We start from the raw sequence: 17,167 nt of genomic DNA, 5'->3' as shown, positions 1-17,167 counted from the left end.
ACATCTGTTCTTTTATTATATAGAAGATTGCCTGAAAAGTCATTTTGAAGTCGATATAGTATGTAATTATGCTATACTAGGGAAAGAATTTTTTTAATCTTATGAGGTGAATTATTTTGAAATTTTCAACAAAAGGAAGATACGGTTTAACGATAATAGTGGCTTTAGGGAAGCAATATGGGGAAGGACCGATTGCCCTCCGTCAAATTGCTGCGGAATATAATTTGTCTGAAGCTTATCTAGAGCAGATTGTTTCTCCTCTAAGAAATGCAGGGCTTGTAAAGAGTGTAAGAGGTGCTTACGGTGGTTATATGCTATCAAAAACACCAGACGAAATTACTGCAGGTGATGTTATTCGAGTTTTAGAGGGTCCTATTCAAATCGTTGAAGGGATTGAAGACGAAGCACCGTCGCAGCGTGAACTTTGGATGCGTATTAGAGATGCTGTCAAAAATGTATTAGACACCACTACGATAGAAGACCTTGCAAAATATACAGAAGAAGATCCAGAGAACACTGGGTATATGTTTTATATATAAGGAGTTTAAAATGACTAGAATATATTTGGATCATGCAGCCACAACACCTATGTCCGAAGAAGTAATCCAAGTCTATACAGCTGAAATGAAAGAAGAGTTCGGAAACCCATCTAGCATCCATCAGACAGGAAGAAAAGCAAGAAAGAAAGTGGATGATGCAAGAACAATTTTAGCTAAAAGTATTGGGGCACATGAAACGGAAATTACTATTACTAGCGGAGGTACGGAAGCAGATAATTATGCTATTTTTGGAACTGCTTATGCTAGGAAGAATGAAGGTAAGCATGTAATTACAACTCAGATTGAACATCATGCTGTACTACATGCTTGTGAGCAACTTGAAAAAGATGGTTTTGAAGTAACTTATCTTCCGGTAGATAAAAATGGATTGATCAGTATCAATGACTTGAAAAATTCACTAAGAGAAGATACTATTTTAGTTTCTATTATGTATGCTAACAATGAGGTTGGGGTTATTCAACCCATCGTTGAAATTGGAGAATTTTTGAAAGATCACCCAGCCTATTTCCACACGGATGCTGTTCAAGCATTTGGTAGCTTATCAATAGACGTCACAACAGCTTATATCGATTTACTAAGTGTTTCAAGCCATAAGATAAACGGCCCTAAAGGGATTGGTTTTTTATATCAACGTAAAGGTGTTAACCTTAAGCCGATTTTTTACGGAGGACAGCAGGAGCGAAAAAAACGTGCAGGTACTGAAAACGTGCCTGCTATTGTTGCTTTTGCAAAGGCGGTTCAATTGAAACAAACAGTTATTACTGAGGGCATTCTAACTTATAATCAGTTAAAGCAAGTTTTCTTAACCGAATTAGAGAGACTTCGTGTTCCTTTTAAAGTTAATGGTTCGCATGAATCTGTTCTTCCACATGTTATAAATATAAGTATCCCTAATACAGATGTGGAAACTTTTTTAGTGCAATTAGATTTAGCAGGAATTGATGCATCTAGTGGATCTGCGTGCACTGCTGGTTCAATTGATCCGTCTCATGTACTCGTAGCAATGTATGGAGAAAACACACCAGAGTTACGAAATTCGGTTCGATTTAGCTTTGGATTAAACAATACAAAAGAGCAAGTGATTGAAGCGGCTTATAAAATAAGCAAAATAGTATTATAGTTCAAACTCGCTAAAGGTTTAACTTCATTGGCCAGAGTTTGAAATCATTACGGTGAAGTTAAAGATCTAAGTGAAAAGAGTGATAAGGATGAAAAAAATAGAAGATACAAGAGTAGTTGTTGGCATGTCCGGAGGGGTAGACTCCTCTGTTGCAGCTTATTTACTAAAAGAACAAGGTTATGATGTGATAGGCATTTTCATGAAAAACTGGGATGACACTGACGAATTTGGTTTGTGTACTGCCACAGAAGATTATGAGGACGTTATAAAAGTTTGCAATCAAATAGGAATTCCATATTACGCTGTAAACTTCGAAAAACAATATTGGGATAAGGTTTTCACATATTTTTTAGATGAGTATAAAGCTGGACGAACTCCTAATCCAGATGTTATGTGTAATAAGGAAATTAAATTTAAAGCATTTTTAGAGCATGCTTTAGCATTAGGAGCAGATTACTTGGCAACTGGTCACTATGCACAGGTAGAAGTTCGTGATGGACAAACTCGTATGCTGCGTGGAAGAGACAATAATAAAGATCAAACTTATTTCTTGAATCAATTAAATCAAGAACAATTAGAAAAAGTAATGTTTCCAATTGGGCATTTAGAAAAGAAAAAAGTTCGTGAAATTGCATTAGAGCAAGGACTTGCTACTGCGACGAAAAAAGATTCTACCGGTATTTGTTTCATTGGTGAAAGAAACTTTAAAGAATTTTTGAGTCAGTACCTTCCTGCGCAACAAGGTGCTATGGAAACAATGGATGGAATAGTTATGGGACAGCATGATGGACTGATGTACTATACAATTGGTCAACGACATGGTCTTGGAATTGGAGGTTCAGGTGATCCTTGGTTCGTTATCGGGAAGGACTTGGACAGAAATGTACTTCTAGTTGGGCAAAATATAAACAATGATGCATTGTTTTCGACTAGCCTAACTGCAACCGATTTATCTTTTACAACAACAATAGAAAAACCACAAACTTTCCAAGCAACAGCAAAGTTTCGTTATCGCCAAGAGGACGTTGGTGTACTTGTGGAGTTAATAGATACAAATCGAGTTAGAGTAATATTTGACGAGCCAGTGCGTGCTATTACACCAGGACAAGCAGTTGTATTCTACCAAGGTGATGAATGTTTAGGTGGAGCTACAATTGATGAAGTTTTCAAAGATGGGCTTAAACTGGATTATGTTGGATAACTGGAGGTAATAACATGAACTACAATGAATTAGGAATTCAAGCTATACAAGAAGAAGATTACGAAAAAGCAGTAGAGCTTTTTACGAAAGCAATTGAAGAAAATCCGGATGAGGCAATCGGTTATATTAATTTTGGAAATCTTTTGTCGTCAATGAATGAAGATGAGCGGGCAGAGAAGTTTTTCCAAAAAGCAATTACATTAGACGAGGGTGCAGCAACAGCTTATTATAGTCTTGCAAATTTATACTATAATGCTGAGAGATTTGAGGAAGCTGCAAAGTTATATGAAAAAGCAATCGCTAGTGGTATTGAAGGTCCAGACGCATTTTATATGCTTGGGAAGAGTCTTGAAAAAGAAAATTTAACAAAGCTTTCACTTCCATATTTTCAAAGAGCTTATGAACTGGCTCCTGAGGATAACCAGGTAAAATTGTCCTATGGAATTGCCCTCGCAAGCTTAGAAATGTTCGAACAAGCAGAACCAGTATTCAAAGAAATAGTAGATGCAGATGCAGAAAATGCAGATGCACACTACAATCTAGGTGTTTTATATGCTGTTTCTACATCTAATACAGAGGCTGCATTATCTCATTTAAAAGAAGCCTTTACGCTTCAACCTAATTATGATCAGGCACGCTATGTGTACGACATGATTTCTCTACGCAATTAATGAAACTTTGGAGGCGGTAGTATGACCAACGATATAAATAATGAAAAACAATTTATTACAGGTCGTCCTATCGTTTCCATTTTTCATAATCCTCAAAACTTATTTTCTATCATAAAATTAAAAATCAAATCCACAAACACTACATACATAGACAAAGAAATAATTGTATCTGGTTACTTCCCTCCTTTAGTACTAGAAGAGGCGTATAAATTTATTGGGTATATTAAAAACCATCCGAAATATGGTGTTCAATTTCAAGTGGAAACGTTCCAAAAAGAAGTGCCAGCGACGGAGCAAGGAATTATTCATTATCTTTCGAGCGATATGTTTACAGGTATTGGTCGCAAAACTGCAGAACAAATTGTAAAAAAACTTGGACCAAATGCTATTAACAAAATTTTGGATGATCCCGAAGCGTTAGATGTAGTTCCACGTCTTGCTGAAGAAAAAAAACAAACATTACGAGCGGTTTTAGAACAAAATTTAGGCTTAGAAAAAGTGATGATTCAACTTAATGAGTGGGGATTTGGACCTCAAATCGCTATGAAAATCTATCAAGCTTATAGAGAAGAAACACTCAACGTACTTACTAAAAACCCATTCCGTCTTATTGAAGAAGTAGAGGGGGTAGGTTTTGTTCGAGCTGATGAGCTTGGCTATAAATTAGGTATTCAAGGAAACCACCCCGATCGTATCAAGGCAGCGATATATCACCTCCTTCAAACTGCTTCGTTAGGAGAAGGTCATGTATTTTTATATGCAGAGCAATTATTAGAATCAGTTAAAAAGCTATTAGAAACTGCTCAGCGTGAGGAAATTCCGTATGAGGCAATTAGTAAATGCTGCATTGAACTTGCAGAAGAAAGTCGGATAGTCGGGGAAGTGAATCGTTTTTATATTCCTTCTCTATATTATTCCGAAGTTGGAATTGGCTCTAAAATAGAAACTCTCCTAGCTGAAAATGATACACATCATCAATTTCCATTAGCTGAGATGAAAAAGCATCTTGGAAGTATTGAAGAACGCTTAGGAGTGCAATATGCCCCGACACAAATTAATGCAATTGAGACAGCGTTAAATGCAAGCGTTACATTACTTACTGGCGGTCCTGGTACGGGTAAAACAACCGTAGTACGAGGGATTGTCGAACTATATGCAGAACTACATGGACTTTCGTTAGATCCGAAGGAATGGATAAAGGACAAGAAACCATTCCCTGTAGTATTAGCCGCACCTACTGGTAGAGCTGCTAAACGCCTAAGTGAATCGACAGAATTACCTGCTATGACTATTCATAGATTATTAGGATTTACTGGTCAAGAAGATGCAGACGTTGAAGGTAAAGAAATCGAAGGCAAACTAATTATAATTGATGAAACATCTATGTTAGATACATGGTTAGGACACCAACTATTAAAAGCTATTCCGAAAGATGCGCAAGTGATCTTTGTTGGAGATCAAGATCAACTTCCGCCAGTAGGACCTGGGCAAGTATTAAAGGACTTACTCGCCTCTAAACGAATTCCAACTGTTGAACTAAAGGATATTTATCGCCAAGCAGAGGGATCCTCGATTATAGAACTTGCCCATGAGATGAAGCAAGGGACGGTTCCGGCATCTCTATTAGACAAGACAAAGGATCGTTCATTCATTAAGGCTTCTACCGAACAAATTCCGAAAGTAGTAGAACAAGTATTAAAAAGTGCTTTATCCAAAGGACTATCCATTCGTGATATGCAAGTTTTAGCACCTATGTATAGAGGCCCGGCCGGTATTGATGCGCTTAACAAAATGATTCAAGAAATGGTTAATCCGAATACAGATGGAAAGCGAAAAGAAATGGTATTTGGTGAAACTATTTATCGTATTGGGGATAAAGTTCTTCAACTAGTCAATCAACCAGAGAGCCACGTGTTTAATGGAGATATGGGGGAAGTCATTAGTATTTTCAGAGCTGCTGAAACAGTCGAGAAAAAAGAAATGTTAATAGTTTCTTTTGATGGAAATGAAGTAACATACGAAAAAAATGATTTGAATCAGCTTACTTTAGCTTATTGCTGTTCAGTTCATAAATCACAAGGTAGTGAATTTCAAACGGTTATTATGCCTATAACAAGAAGTTATATGAAGATGTTAAGAAGAAATTTACTTTATACAGGAATAACACGAGCTAAAAACTTTCTAATATTATGTGGGGATCCAGAAGTATTTAAGTTTGGAGTAGAAAGAACTGATGATCTTCAAAGATTGACTACTTTAAAAGAACGTTTATCCAATGTAGAAGAATCAGGGCAACAAGAGGGAAAAGAAATAGTTAAAGAATCGGAAGTGACTCAAAAGGACGTCACCTATCTAACTGCTGAAAATTATCATATGATAGATCCTTTAGTAGGTATGAATGGTGTCAATCCGTATCAATTTATGGATACAGACAATTGACACAAAGCAATTTGTTTTTTATAATCAATTGCATATAGTAAAATGTTGACGGAGAAAGTACTAATTGTTAGCTGACTAGAGATGGATTCCTTGGCTGAAAGAATTCACTGATCTAACATATAGGAAAGCTACTCTTGAATGCAGTTAAAACCTGTCGTCTGGCCGCGTTAAGGCTTCTTGAGAGACATAGTAGAATTCTACTGTGTAACTAGGGTGGTACCGCGAAACAACAGCTTTCGTCCCTTTTTTAGGGATGAGGGCTTTTTTTATTTGTTTTGGCTTTAGTGAAGTAAAGTAATGCTGTTGATTTCCGTTACAACGCACTTCTATGTTTAGAAGCTAGCGTAGCGTCCGGCTGCTCATATTCGTATAGAAATTTCTATCTAGGCTCCCTTTAACGGAACAAAATCTTTATTACCGAAAGCCGATCCGAATATTAAAATTATCAACGTCTACCAATCACAAATACAAATCATTAGGAGGAACTAAACATGAAACAATTAACAGGTGCTCAAATTAGACAAATGTATTTAGACTTTTTTATGGAAAAAGGACATTCACAGGAACCTTCAGCTCCACTTGTACCAATCAACGACCCATCATTACTTTGGATCAACAGTGGTGTAGCAACATTAAAAAAATATTTTGACGGACGTGTTGTTCCTGAAAATCCTCGTATTACGAATGCACAAAAATCTATTCGCACAAACGATATTGAAAATGTTGGAAAAACAGCTAGACATCATACTTTCTTTGAAATGCTAGGGAACTTTTCTATTGGCGACTACTTTAAAAAAGAAGCGATCCATTATGCTTGGGAGTTTTTAACAGATTCTAAATGGATTGCTTTTGAACCAGAAAAATTATCTATTACAATTCATCCAGAGGACGAAGAAGCATATAATATTTGGAAGGATGAAATCGGAATTCCAGAAGAGAGACTTATTCGTTTAGAAGGTAATTTCTGGGATATTGGAGAAGGTCCAAGTGGTCCGAACTCGGAGATTTTTTATGATCGTGGAGAAAGCTACGGAAATGATATGAACGACCCTGAGTTATATCCAGGTGGAGAGAATGAACGATATTTAGAAATTTGGAATTTAGTGTTCTCAGAATTTAATCATAATCCAGATAATACGTACACACCGTTACCAAAACAAAATATTGATACTGGCATGGGTCTGGAGCGTATGGCTAGTGTGGTACAAGATGTTCCAACAAATTTTGATACTGATTTATTCATACCAATTATTCGCCAAACAGAACAGATTTCTGGAAAGTCGTATCGTGCAAATGAAGTCGATGATACTGCATTTAAAGTAATTGCTGACCACGTTCGTACAGTTGCATTTGCAATTGGAGATGGTGCATTACCGTCAAACGAAGGAAGAGGGTATGTCCTTAGAAGATTACTTCGTAGAGCAGTTCGTTTTGCAAAACAATTAGGAATTGAAAAGCCATTTTTACATGAACTTGTTCCAGTTGTAGGGAAAATTATGCAAGACTTCTATCCAGAAGTAACAGAAAAACAGGATTTCATCATGCGTGTTATTAAAACTGAAGAAGAACGATTCCATGAAACATTACATGATGGTTTAGCTATATTAGAAAAGGTTATTGAAGAACAACAAGCTAAAGGTGAATCTTACATCCCCGGAACTACAACATTCACACTATATGATACGTATGGTTTCCCAATTGAATTAACGGAAGAATATGCAGAAGAAGCAAACATGACTGTTGACCATGATGGCTTTAAGTCGGAAATGGAAGCACAACGTTCGCGCGCTCGTGCCGCAAGACAAAATATAGATTCTATGCAGGTGCAATCCGAAGTATTTGGAAATCTACATGATGAAAGTGAATTTATCGGATATGACACGATGAGTATATCTACTAAAGTTACGTCAATAGTTCGTGATCAAGTATTAGTTAAATCAGCTCATGAAGGAGAAGAAGTGAAAGTAGTATTAACTAAAACACCTTTCTACGCTGAAAGTGGTGGGCAAATTGCCGATCATGGTGTAATTGAAAATGATACATTTAAAGGATATGTAAAAGATGTCCAAAAAGCTCCAAATGGACAAAATCTGCACACAGTAGTTATTGAGTCAGGTGAGATTATTACAGATGCTGAAGTAGTGGCAACTGTCGACAATTCACTTCGCGGACATACGATTAAAAATCACTCAGCTACACATATTTTGCATCAAGCCTTGAAAGATGTATTAGGGACACATGTAAACCAAGCTGGTTCTTATGTTGGCCCTGATCGTTTACGTTTTGACTTTTCTCATTTTGGACAAGTTACAACAGAAGAACTTGAACAAATAGAGCGTATAGTTAATGAAAAAGTGTGGGATAATATCCCGGTAGTTACTGGTTTTCATAATATTGACGAAGCAAAACAAATGGGAGCAATGGCATTATTCGGCGAAAAATATGGTGATATTGTAAGGGTAGTAAAAATGGGAGATTTCTCATTAGAGCTATGCGGCGGTATTCACGTTCAGAACACTTCAGAAATTGGATTCTTTAAAATCCTTTCAGAAAGTGGAATCGGGGCAGGTACTAGACGTATTGAAGCTGTAACTGGTAAAGGCGCTTATGAAATAGTCAAAGAAGAAGAACATATATTAAGCGAAGCAGCAAACTTATTGAAGGCACAGCCAAAAGATTTAGTGAATAAGGTCTCTCAAACATTACAAGAGCTAAAAAATGTTCTAAAAGACAATGAGTCACTTTCTGCAAAAATAGCAAATAGCCAAGCTTCTTCTGTCCTATCATCAGCACAAAAAGTAAATGATGTAACTGTGTTATCTGTAAAAGTAGATGCGAAAGATAATAACCAATTACGTCAAATGATGGACGATTTAAAACAAAAGCTTGAAAAAGCAGTCATTGTTTTAGGTGCAGTTGATGGGGATAAAGTAATGATTTCTGCAGGAGTAACAAAGGATATAGTTGGTGGGAACTATCATGCTGGAAATATCGTCAAACTAGTAGCAGAGCAATGCGGAGGTAAAGGTGGAGGACGACCGGACTTTGCCATGGCTGGTGCTAAAGATGCAAGTAAACTAGAAAATGCATTAAGTTCTGTGTTGGAATATATTAAATCTGTTTAAATTATTTCCAAAATAGGGTATACTAATACAATAGATACATTAGTTTATTCATTAAAAATGGAAAGCGAGGTGCTGATCATGAGCTCTTTTGATAAAACGATGAAATTTAATTTCCCTGAAGAATCGATGGAACAAGAAGTAAAACATGTTATGATCCAAGTTCACTCTGCACTAGAAGAAAAAGGGTATAATTCTATCAATCAAATTGTAGGCTATCTATTGTCAGGTGATCCAGCTTATATTCCTCGCCATCAAGATGCACGAAATATGATTCGAAAGCTTGAACGAGATGAAATATTAGAAGAACTAGTGAAGTTTTATATTAAAAAAAATAATGAGGCTTAACGATGCGAATTATGGGTTTAGATGTTGGTTCTCGTACCGTTGGAGTGGCAATTAGTGATGCACTAGGTTGGACTGCTCAAGGTATTGAAACAATAAAGATACATGAAGAAAGTTTTGAGTTTGGTCTAGAACGAATTGATGAACTCGTGAAAGAGCATAATGTAACAGAGTTTGTTGTTGGATTTCCGAAAAACATGAATAATTCTATTGGTCCACGTGCTGAAGCTTCTGAACAATATGCTAAGCTATTAACCGAGAAATATCATTTCCCAGTCACATTATGGGATGAACGATTGACAACGATGGCTGCAGAACGTATGTTAATAGATGCTGATGTAAGTCGTAAGAAACGTAAGTTAGTGATCGACAAGATGGCTGCTGTAATGATTTTACAAGGCTATCTTGATAGAAAAAATAGATGAGGTGACTGCAAATGGACCACGGTCAAGAAAATATTACAATTGTAGATGAGAATGGAAATGAACAACTTTGTAACGTGCTATTCACATTTGAATCAGACGAATATGGAAAATCCTATGTACTTTATTATCCAATAGGAGCAGAAGAAGATGAAAATGAAGAAATCGAAATTCATGCATCATCTTTCACTCCTAATGAAGATGGAGAAGACGGAGAATTACTTCCTGTTGAATCTGATGCTGAATGGGATATGATCGAAGAAATGTTAAGTACATTTTTAGATGAGCAAGAAGACGAAGACGAAGAATAAGATTATCTATTCAAGGTGGATGAGGGAAGCCTCATTCACCTTTTTCTTTGCTTAGTTCTTTTTTACATAGTTCCAATTATCAAGGTATATTGATGACCAAAGAAGCGACTTACCGATAGAAAAGTATTAGTTATCCAAAAGCGTACTTTCCTGTTTCTAAGAATTGCAGGAGAGTAATCAGCATCATCGGTAATAATATCGCAAAAAGTCTGTCCAAGACTCATCGAAAACAATAGAAATTGGTTTCTGTTTAGAGAGTACTTGGGCTTTTGTTCTTTTATATGTTTTCTTGTATAATGAGATGGAGATAAGGGGGAGAACCCGTGGGAAATGAAACAAAAAAAGATATTATGTTTAATAAAATGAAAAATAAGAAAAAAGAAGTGAAACTTGTTAGAAAAATTGTTTTAATTATTACTTTTCTTATAATTGTCGTTGGGGGAATAGGTGGTTTAATTGTCTATAACTATGTAGAATCAGCTCTACTCCCATTAGATCCTAACTCTGAAGAGACCATAACTGTGGACATCCCAATTGGATCAGGATTAGATTCTATATCCAGTGAGTTGGAAAAAAGCGGAATTATTAAAAACGCTAAAATCTTCAAGTATTATGCAAAGTTCAACAATGAATCTCAATTTCAGGCTGGAGAGTATAGTTTGACAAAGGCAATGACTTTAGACGAAATTATTGAAAGCTTAAAATCTGGTAAAGTATACAGAGAACCAGTTTTCTCGTTGACTATTCCTGAAGGATTAACGATCGAGCAAATTGGACAAGTAGTTGAAAAAAACACAAAGCATTCTGCAGATGATTTCTTTAAGCTCGTAACGAGCGAGGAATTTGTTGATAGAATGATGATTAAATATCCAAATGTTTTAGGAGCAGAGATTAAAGGAGAAAATGTGCGCTATGCATTAGAAGGATATCTTTTCCCTGCCACCTATCCATTTTTTGAGGAAAATCCTTCTATAGAGTCAATCGTTGATACAATGCTTGCTAATACTGATAAAGTTGTAACGTCGTACGTAGACCTTTTGCAAGCAGAAGAGAAATCAGTTCATTGGTTACTAACTTTTGCATCTTTGTTAGAGGAAGAAGCAACAGCCCAAACAGATCGAGCAACCATAGCAAGTGTCTTTTACAATCGTATAGAAGAAGGTATGCCTTTACAAACAGATCCAACTGTCCTTTATGCAAAAGGTACGCATAAAGATCGTGTTTTGTTTGAAGATTTAGAGTTTGATAATCCGTACAATACGTATCAAAATACAGGGTTACCACCTGGACCTATTGCAAATGCAGGTAAATCATCTATTGAGGCAGCACTTGATCCAAGTGATACAGATTATTTTTATTTCTTAGCAGATAAAGAGGGTACTAATCACTTTTCTGTAACATATGATGAACATCTTCAAAAAATAGACGAATTTTTAAAATAATTAGGCTGCAGGAGAGGGAGTGATGTCGCATTCCTTCTCCTGCTATGTTATTATAAGAGTTGTTTTTTTACATAATAGGGAGTACTATTTTAATGACCTAAAGGGGTTAGTTTAGATGAATATAAGCGATAATTTTTTGAAGGATCTGATTAAGCCTAGATCCGCTATTTTTTTGGAAATGGAACAATATGCAAAAGATAATCATGTACCTATTATGCAACTAATGGGGATGGAATCGTTATTGCAACTTCTTTCCTTACAAAAGCCCAAGTCTGTTTTAGAACTAGGAACTGCTATTGGTTACTCTTCCATACGCATGGCAACTAAACTAGGGCAAACATCCATTGTGACCATCGAGCGGGATGAAACAAAGGCTGAGCTTGCTAAAACATATATAGAACGTGCGAATTTGCAACATCGAATTCGAGTAATTGTTGGAGACGCTTTAGAAATTTCAGCAAAAGACCTTGGAGAACTCCAATTTGATGCTATTTTTATTGATGCAGCTAAAGGTCAATACAAAAATTTCTTCGAAAAATATGCCCCATTTTTGAATGATGGTGGCGTTATTTATTGTGATAATTTATTGTTAAATGGATTGTCCGAGTTACCGATGAGTGAAGTGCCAAGAAGAAAAAGAACAATGGTCCGAAACCAACATCAATTTATGGAGTGGTTGATGAATCATCCGGATTATGACACGGCATTCTTACCAGTTGGAGATGGAATGTTAGTAAGTATTAAGAGGTGAAAGATATGAACAAAACTGAGCTATTAGTAACGCCTACAAGTATTAGTCACTTAGAAGATTTAATCGTGGCTGGTGCTGATGCCTTTTTAGTCGGTGAACAATTTTTTGGTCTAAGACTTCCTGGAGAATTTACGTTAGAAGAAATTACAATAGCAAGAAACATCACTTCCAAACAAAACAAAAAGTTATATATTGCGATGAATGCACTTTTCCATAACGATAAAATGGAAGCACTTGCACCTTATATGAAAAAGCTTCAAGAAATCGGTGTTGATGGAATTGTTTTCGGTGATCCAGCTGTCATTATAGCTAGACGTGAAGCTGAAGTAACTATTCCCTTACACTGGAATACGGAACAAACAGCAACCAATTATTTCACAGCGAATTATTGGGGGAAACGTGGTTCAACTAGAGCTGTTTTAGCAAGAGAACTTAGCCTAGACGAAGTAGTGGAAATAAAAGAAAATGCTGAAGTTCAAATTGAAGTGCAAGTCCACGGAATGACATGTATTTTTCAGTCGAAGCGTTCACTTTTAGGTAATTACTTCTTGTTTCAAGACAAAGCAATGGAAGTAGAGAATCGTTCTAAAAATAAAAATATGTTTTTACATGACAAAGAGCGTTCCAATAAATATCCGATTTATGAAGATGGTAACGGAACACATATTTTTAGTCCAAATGATATGTGTATGATAGATGAACTTGATGAGTTATTAGATGCTGAAATTGATAGTTTGAAAATAGATGGAATCCTTCAAGATCCATCTTATATTACTGCTATAACGAGCTACTACCGTAAAGCTATCGATGCTTATTTTGAATCGAAAGAAGCTTATAAAGCTTGTAAAAAAGATCTCTTTAACAAAATTGAAGAAATCCAACCAGCATTAAGACCATTAGATACTGGCTTTTTCTTTAAGGAAACTGTGTATTAAAGGAATATATGAGTCAATTTCATAATTACTGTTTCAATAAAAGAATGTATACGGCAGATCACTCTTTTTTTAAAAGTTTGTTGCGTTAATTGGTGTGGAAGGCGTCGGCCTGGAACGGAAATCAACTTTGTTGGAATTCACTATTTAGTATGCTTTTTATGAAATTAATAACATATAACTGAAAGTTTAAATGGTATTAATCAGTTAGGAAAGGGTAGGTTTATTTGCTTAATACTAAAATAGATAAAATAAGTGAGCTAATTGATGGTAAACGAGTTATTACGAAAAAACCTGAGTTATTAGCGCCTGCTGGAAGTTTAGAAAAGTTAAAAATTGCTGTGCATTATGGAGCAGATGCCGTTTTTATAGGTGGAAGAGAATTTGGCCTTCGATCAAATGCGGGAAACTTTTCAATAGATGAAATGCGGGAAGGAGTAGAATTTGCAAAACGATACGGAGCTAAAGTGTATGTGACTACTAATATATTCGCCCATAATGAAAATATGGATGGATTAGAAGAGTACCTACAAGCAGTTGAAGCAGCTGGTGTAACTGGTATTATTGTTGCAGATCCATTAATAATTGAGACATGTCGAACTGTAGCACCCAAACTAGAGCTTCACTTGAGCACACAACAATCCTTATCCAATTGGAAAGCGGTTCAATATTGGAAAGAAGAAGGGCTTGATCGTGTTGTACTTGCTCGAGAAACTAGTGGTGACGAGATTCAACTGATGAAAGAGAAAGTTGATATTGAAATTGAAACATTTATCCATGGGGCAATGTGTATAGCTTACAGTGGAAGATGTACACTATCCAATCATATGACTGCTCGTGACTCGAATAGAGGAGGATGCTGTCAGTCTTGTCGCTGGGATTATGATTTGTATGAGCAAAATGATGGGCTAGAACAGGCATTATTCACAGATAATGATGTTCCATTTGCCATGAGTCCAAAAGATTTAAAATTATTGGAATCAATACCGCGTTTGATAGAACTAGGAATCGACTCTTTAAAAGTGGAAGGACGTATGAAGTCAATACACTATATAGCTACAGTTGTAAGTGTTTACCGTAAAGTGATTGATGCATATTGTGCAGATCCTGAAAACTTTCAAATGCAGCTTAGCTGGATAGAAGAACTGGAAAAATGTGCAAATCGTGAAGCGGACACAGCATTTTTTGAGGATGAACCGAGCTTTGAACAACAAATGTACGGAGTCCATGATAAAAAATTAGGGTACGATTTTGTGGGACTTGTGTTAGAGTATAACGAAGAAACACAGATAGTTACACTACAACAACGAAATTATTTTAAGCCAGGAGACATAGTAGAGTTTTTTGGCCCAGAAATAGAAAACGTTGAAGTAGTTATAAAAGAAATTTTAGACGAAAAAGGACAAGTGTTGGATGCGGCGAGACATCCATTACAAGTTGTCCAATTTAAATGTCAGGAAAAATTATATCCAAATAATATGATGAGAAAAGGGATGAAATAATGACGAAGAAAACTCCTCTTATCATTGGGATCACAGGTGGATCAGGATCAGGTAAAACGAGTGTAACGAACGCAATAAGTGAAGTATTTAAGGATCATTCAGTAGTAGTAATACAACAAGATTTTTATTATAAAGATCAAAGTCATTTGAAGTTTGAGGAAAGACTTAATACAAATTATGATCATCCACTAGCTTTTGATAATGACTTATTACTTGAACATATTCACAATTTGTTAGACAATAAGGCAATTGAAAAGCCTGTATACGATTATGCAAAACATACTCGCTCTTCAGAAACGATTAAGATAGAGCCTAAAGATGTAATTATTTTAGAGGGTATTCTAGTATTAGAAGATGAGCGTCTTCGAAATATGATGAATATCAAATTATTCGTGGACACAGATGCAGATTTACGTATTATTCGTCGTATATTACGTGATATTAACGAAAGAGGACGTACAGTAGACTCAGTTGTGGATCAATACCTTAATGTAGTTCGTCCAATGCACAATCAGTTCATTGAGCCAACTAAAAGATATGCAGATGTAATCATTCCAGAAGGTGGCCAAAATGAAGTAGCTATCGATTTAATGGTAACAAAAATAAAAACTATTCTTGAAACGGATGTTATTGTATAATATGATGATTGAGATTGACAATAATTTCATGATATTCATAACATTGTGATTAGATGCATATGAATAATCCATGATAGAGTTTTAAGTGTGTATTTAAAGGAGTGTATGGGAGTGTCAACAGAGAAACAATATCCAATGACCGTTGCTGGTAAACAAAAGTTACAAGATGAATTAACGCATTTAATAACGGTAAAACGTAAAGAGGTAGTAGAGCGTATTAAAATTGCAAGAAGTTTTGGTGATTTATCAGAAAACTCTGAGTATGATTCAGCTAAAGAAGACCAAGCGTTTGTAGAAGGTAGAATCTCAACCTTAGAGTCAATGATTCGCAATGCAGTAATCATCGAAGGAGAAGGAAATAACGACACTGTTACACTTGGTAAAACTGTAACATTTGTAGAGATTCCAGATGGTGATGAAGAAACTTACACAATCGTAGGTTCTGCAGAAGCAGATCCAATAGAAGGTCTTATCTCGAATGATTCTCCAATTGCAAAAGGATTGATTGGCAAATCTACAGGAGATCGAGTGAAAATCCTAACTCCAGGTGGAGAGATGGACGTAGAAATAAAAACTATATCTTAAAGCGAAGAGGTAAACGAAACCGTTTACCTCTTTTTTTGAAAAGAAATATATAATATTGTACCGTATACAGTGTGTTTAAGGTAAAAGAACGAATAAATAACATTAAAGATTTCCGTTTCAGGTGGACGCTTTCCACAGAAAGCGTCCGCTCGGAGTGGAAATAACGGCATGTTCATGTTCCTTAATAGAAAAGAATGAATAGAATCATATACCTAAAATACTGGTCAAGCATTTGTGTAAAAATGGTCTACCGAGATTTGATGATGACTATCAATCGAACTATTTTTGAGATTGTTGAAACAAAACCCTATCATTGTCGTCTATTTGTAGTATATTCTCTTATATTGAAGGAGGAATTTACATGCCAGAAAAGAATACGAAATTTGACACGCGTTTGGATCAACGAAATCATAAGAGAAAAAAGAATAACATTTTAAATATACTTATAGGAATAGTAATTCTCCTTATCATCATAGTGACTGTAAATCTTGTTACAGGTGATGACGAGAAAGAAAGTGCTACAACTAACATAAAAAATGAACAAGAAGAAAATACTGAGAATGAATCGAAAGAGCAAGAGAAAGACAAAGAATCTGAAGAAGTAGTGGGGAATAGTACTGGCTCCACTGATTCTACTTCGTCAAGTGAAGAAACAACATCAGAAACAGAAGAGAATGAAAGCACTGAAACGGAAGAAACTGAGGGTGGTACTGTAACTACAGAACCATCAGACGAAACCAATGTCGATTCTGTTGTAATAGATTCAGGATGGCAGCCTGTAGGGACTGAGCAATCAGGAAATCATGTTTCTAGTTACGACAATTCATCTGTTGACTGGGATGAAAAAGTTAAGGCATTAGCGTATGCTGCTAATTTAGATACGTCCAATATGTATGTAAAGTTTATCGGTAATGGTGGAAGCCCGCAAAAATCCATTGGAACTGTCACTTCAAAGGATGGAAGTGAAATTTATCGTATCTCCCTAGAATGGATCGATGGTGAAGGCTGGAAACCAACTAAAAAAGAAATACTTAAAACATTAGAATAGAGCTCTGAATATATGTAAAAAAAAAGCTTCTTGACTTAAGAAGCTTTTTTCCTTATTTTTAAAGAAGTGCATTTTAGA

General features: G+C 35.8%; 16 protein-coding genes and 1 other annotated feature. All 16 genes read left to right on the top strand.

The window, feature by feature from the left end:
* Window positions 1-116 precede the first annotated feature (116 nt).
* The gene (gene cymR, locus MKY29_RS13220) at window positions 117-539 is read left to right on the top strand and encodes a cysteine metabolism transcriptional regulator CymR (protein ID WP_093496149.1); all 423 of its coding nucleotides are present in this window, start codon (window positions 117-119) and stop codon (window positions 537-539) included.
* Between the two features lie 10 nt (window positions 540-549).
* Entirely contained in the window at window positions 550-1,680 is a 1,131-nt protein-coding gene (locus tag MKY29_RS13215; RefSeq protein WP_340880045.1) for a cysteine desulfurase family protein, read from the top strand.
* Between the two features lie 88 nt (window positions 1,681-1,768).
* Window positions 1,769-2,881: a tRNA 2-thiouridine(34) synthase MnmA gene (mnmA, locus tag MKY29_RS13210; RefSeq protein ID WP_093496147.1), complete on the top strand. Its 1,113-nt coding sequence runs from the start codon at window positions 1,769-1,771 to the stop codon at window positions 2,879-2,881.
* 14 nt (window positions 2,882-2,895) lie between these two features.
* Complete coding sequence (locus MKY29_RS13205; RefSeq protein WP_093496146.1) at window positions 2,896-3,552, top strand: tetratricopeptide repeat protein; 657 nt, start codon at window positions 2,896-2,898, stop codon at window positions 3,550-3,552.
* A gap of 21 nt (window positions 3,553-3,573) precedes the next feature.
* A complete protein-coding gene (gene recD2, locus MKY29_RS13200) occupies window positions 3,574-5,991 on the top strand; it encodes an SF1B family DNA helicase RecD2 (RefSeq protein ID WP_340880044.1) in 2,418 nt (805 codons plus the stop codon).
* 36 nt (window positions 5,992-6,027) lie between these two features.
* Window positions 6,028-6,238, top strand: a binding site (T-box leader).
* A gap of 244 nt (window positions 6,239-6,482) precedes the next feature.
* On the top strand, window positions 6,483-9,116 hold the full coding sequence (gene alaS, locus MKY29_RS13195; protein ID WP_340880043.1) for an alanine--tRNA ligase: 2,634 nt from the start codon (window positions 6,483-6,485) through the stop codon (window positions 9,114-9,116).
* Window positions 9,117-9,194: 78 nt separating this feature from the next.
* Window positions 9,195-9,461 (top strand): IreB family regulatory phosphoprotein, encoded by a 267-nt coding sequence (locus tag MKY29_RS13190; RefSeq protein ID WP_090563918.1) that lies wholly within the window; start codon window positions 9,195-9,197, stop codon window positions 9,459-9,461.
* A gap of 2 nt (window positions 9,462-9,463) precedes the next feature.
* Window positions 9,464-9,883, top strand: coding sequence for a Holliday junction resolvase RuvX (ruvX, locus tag MKY29_RS13185; protein WP_090563915.1), 420 nt, complete (start codon window positions 9,464-9,466; stop codon window positions 9,881-9,883).
* Between the two features lie 11 nt (window positions 9,884-9,894).
* On the top strand, window positions 9,895-10,191 hold the full coding sequence (locus tag MKY29_RS13180) for a DUF1292 domain-containing protein (RefSeq protein ID WP_211894702.1): 297 nt from the start codon (window positions 9,895-9,897) through the stop codon (window positions 10,189-10,191).
* Between the two features lie 323 nt (window positions 10,192-10,514).
* Window positions 10,515-11,633, top strand: coding sequence for an endolytic transglycosylase MltG (gene mltG / locus MKY29_RS13175; protein WP_241596569.1), 1,119 nt, complete (start codon window positions 10,515-10,517; stop codon window positions 11,631-11,633).
* Window positions 11,634-11,748: 115 nt separating this feature from the next.
* Window positions 11,749-12,384, top strand: coding sequence for an O-methyltransferase (locus MKY29_RS13170; RefSeq protein WP_340880042.1), 636 nt, complete (start codon window positions 11,749-11,751; stop codon window positions 12,382-12,384).
* Window positions 12,385-12,389: 5 nt separating this feature from the next.
* Complete coding sequence (locus MKY29_RS13165) at window positions 12,390-13,319, top strand: peptidase U32 family protein (RefSeq protein WP_241596563.1); 930 nt, start codon at window positions 12,390-12,392, stop codon at window positions 13,317-13,319.
* Window positions 13,320-13,543: 224 nt separating this feature from the next.
* Window positions 13,544-14,818 (top strand): peptidase U32 family protein, encoded by a 1,275-nt coding sequence (locus MKY29_RS13160; protein WP_241596560.1) that lies wholly within the window; start codon window positions 13,544-13,546, stop codon window positions 14,816-14,818.
* Entirely contained in the window at window positions 14,818-15,456 is a 639-nt protein-coding gene (gene udk, locus MKY29_RS13155; RefSeq protein WP_090563900.1) for a uridine kinase, read from the top strand. The genes MKY29_RS13160 and udk overlap by 1 nt, the downstream gene beginning before the upstream one ends.
* 111 nt (window positions 15,457-15,567) lie before the next feature.
* Window positions 15,568-16,041: a transcription elongation factor GreA gene (gene greA / locus MKY29_RS13150; RefSeq protein ID WP_093496139.1), complete on the top strand. Its 474-nt coding sequence runs from the start codon at window positions 15,568-15,570 to the stop codon at window positions 16,039-16,041.
* A 361-nt stretch (window positions 16,042-16,402) separates the two neighbouring features.
* Window positions 16,403-17,089: a YrrS family protein gene (locus tag MKY29_RS13145; RefSeq protein WP_340880041.1), complete on the top strand. Its 687-nt coding sequence runs from the start codon at window positions 16,403-16,405 to the stop codon at window positions 17,087-17,089.
* The last annotated feature ends 78 nt before the right edge of the window (window positions 17,090-17,167 follow it).

Origin of the sequence: Psychrobacillus sp. FSL K6-2365 (assembly GCF_038003165.1) — a bacterium.
GTDB classification, from domain to species: domain Bacteria; phylum Bacillota; class Bacilli; order Bacillales_A; family Planococcaceae; genus Psychrobacillus; species Psychrobacillus psychrodurans.
Note: the sequence above shows the minus strand (reverse complement) of the source record. Positions and strands in the feature narration are given on the sequence as shown.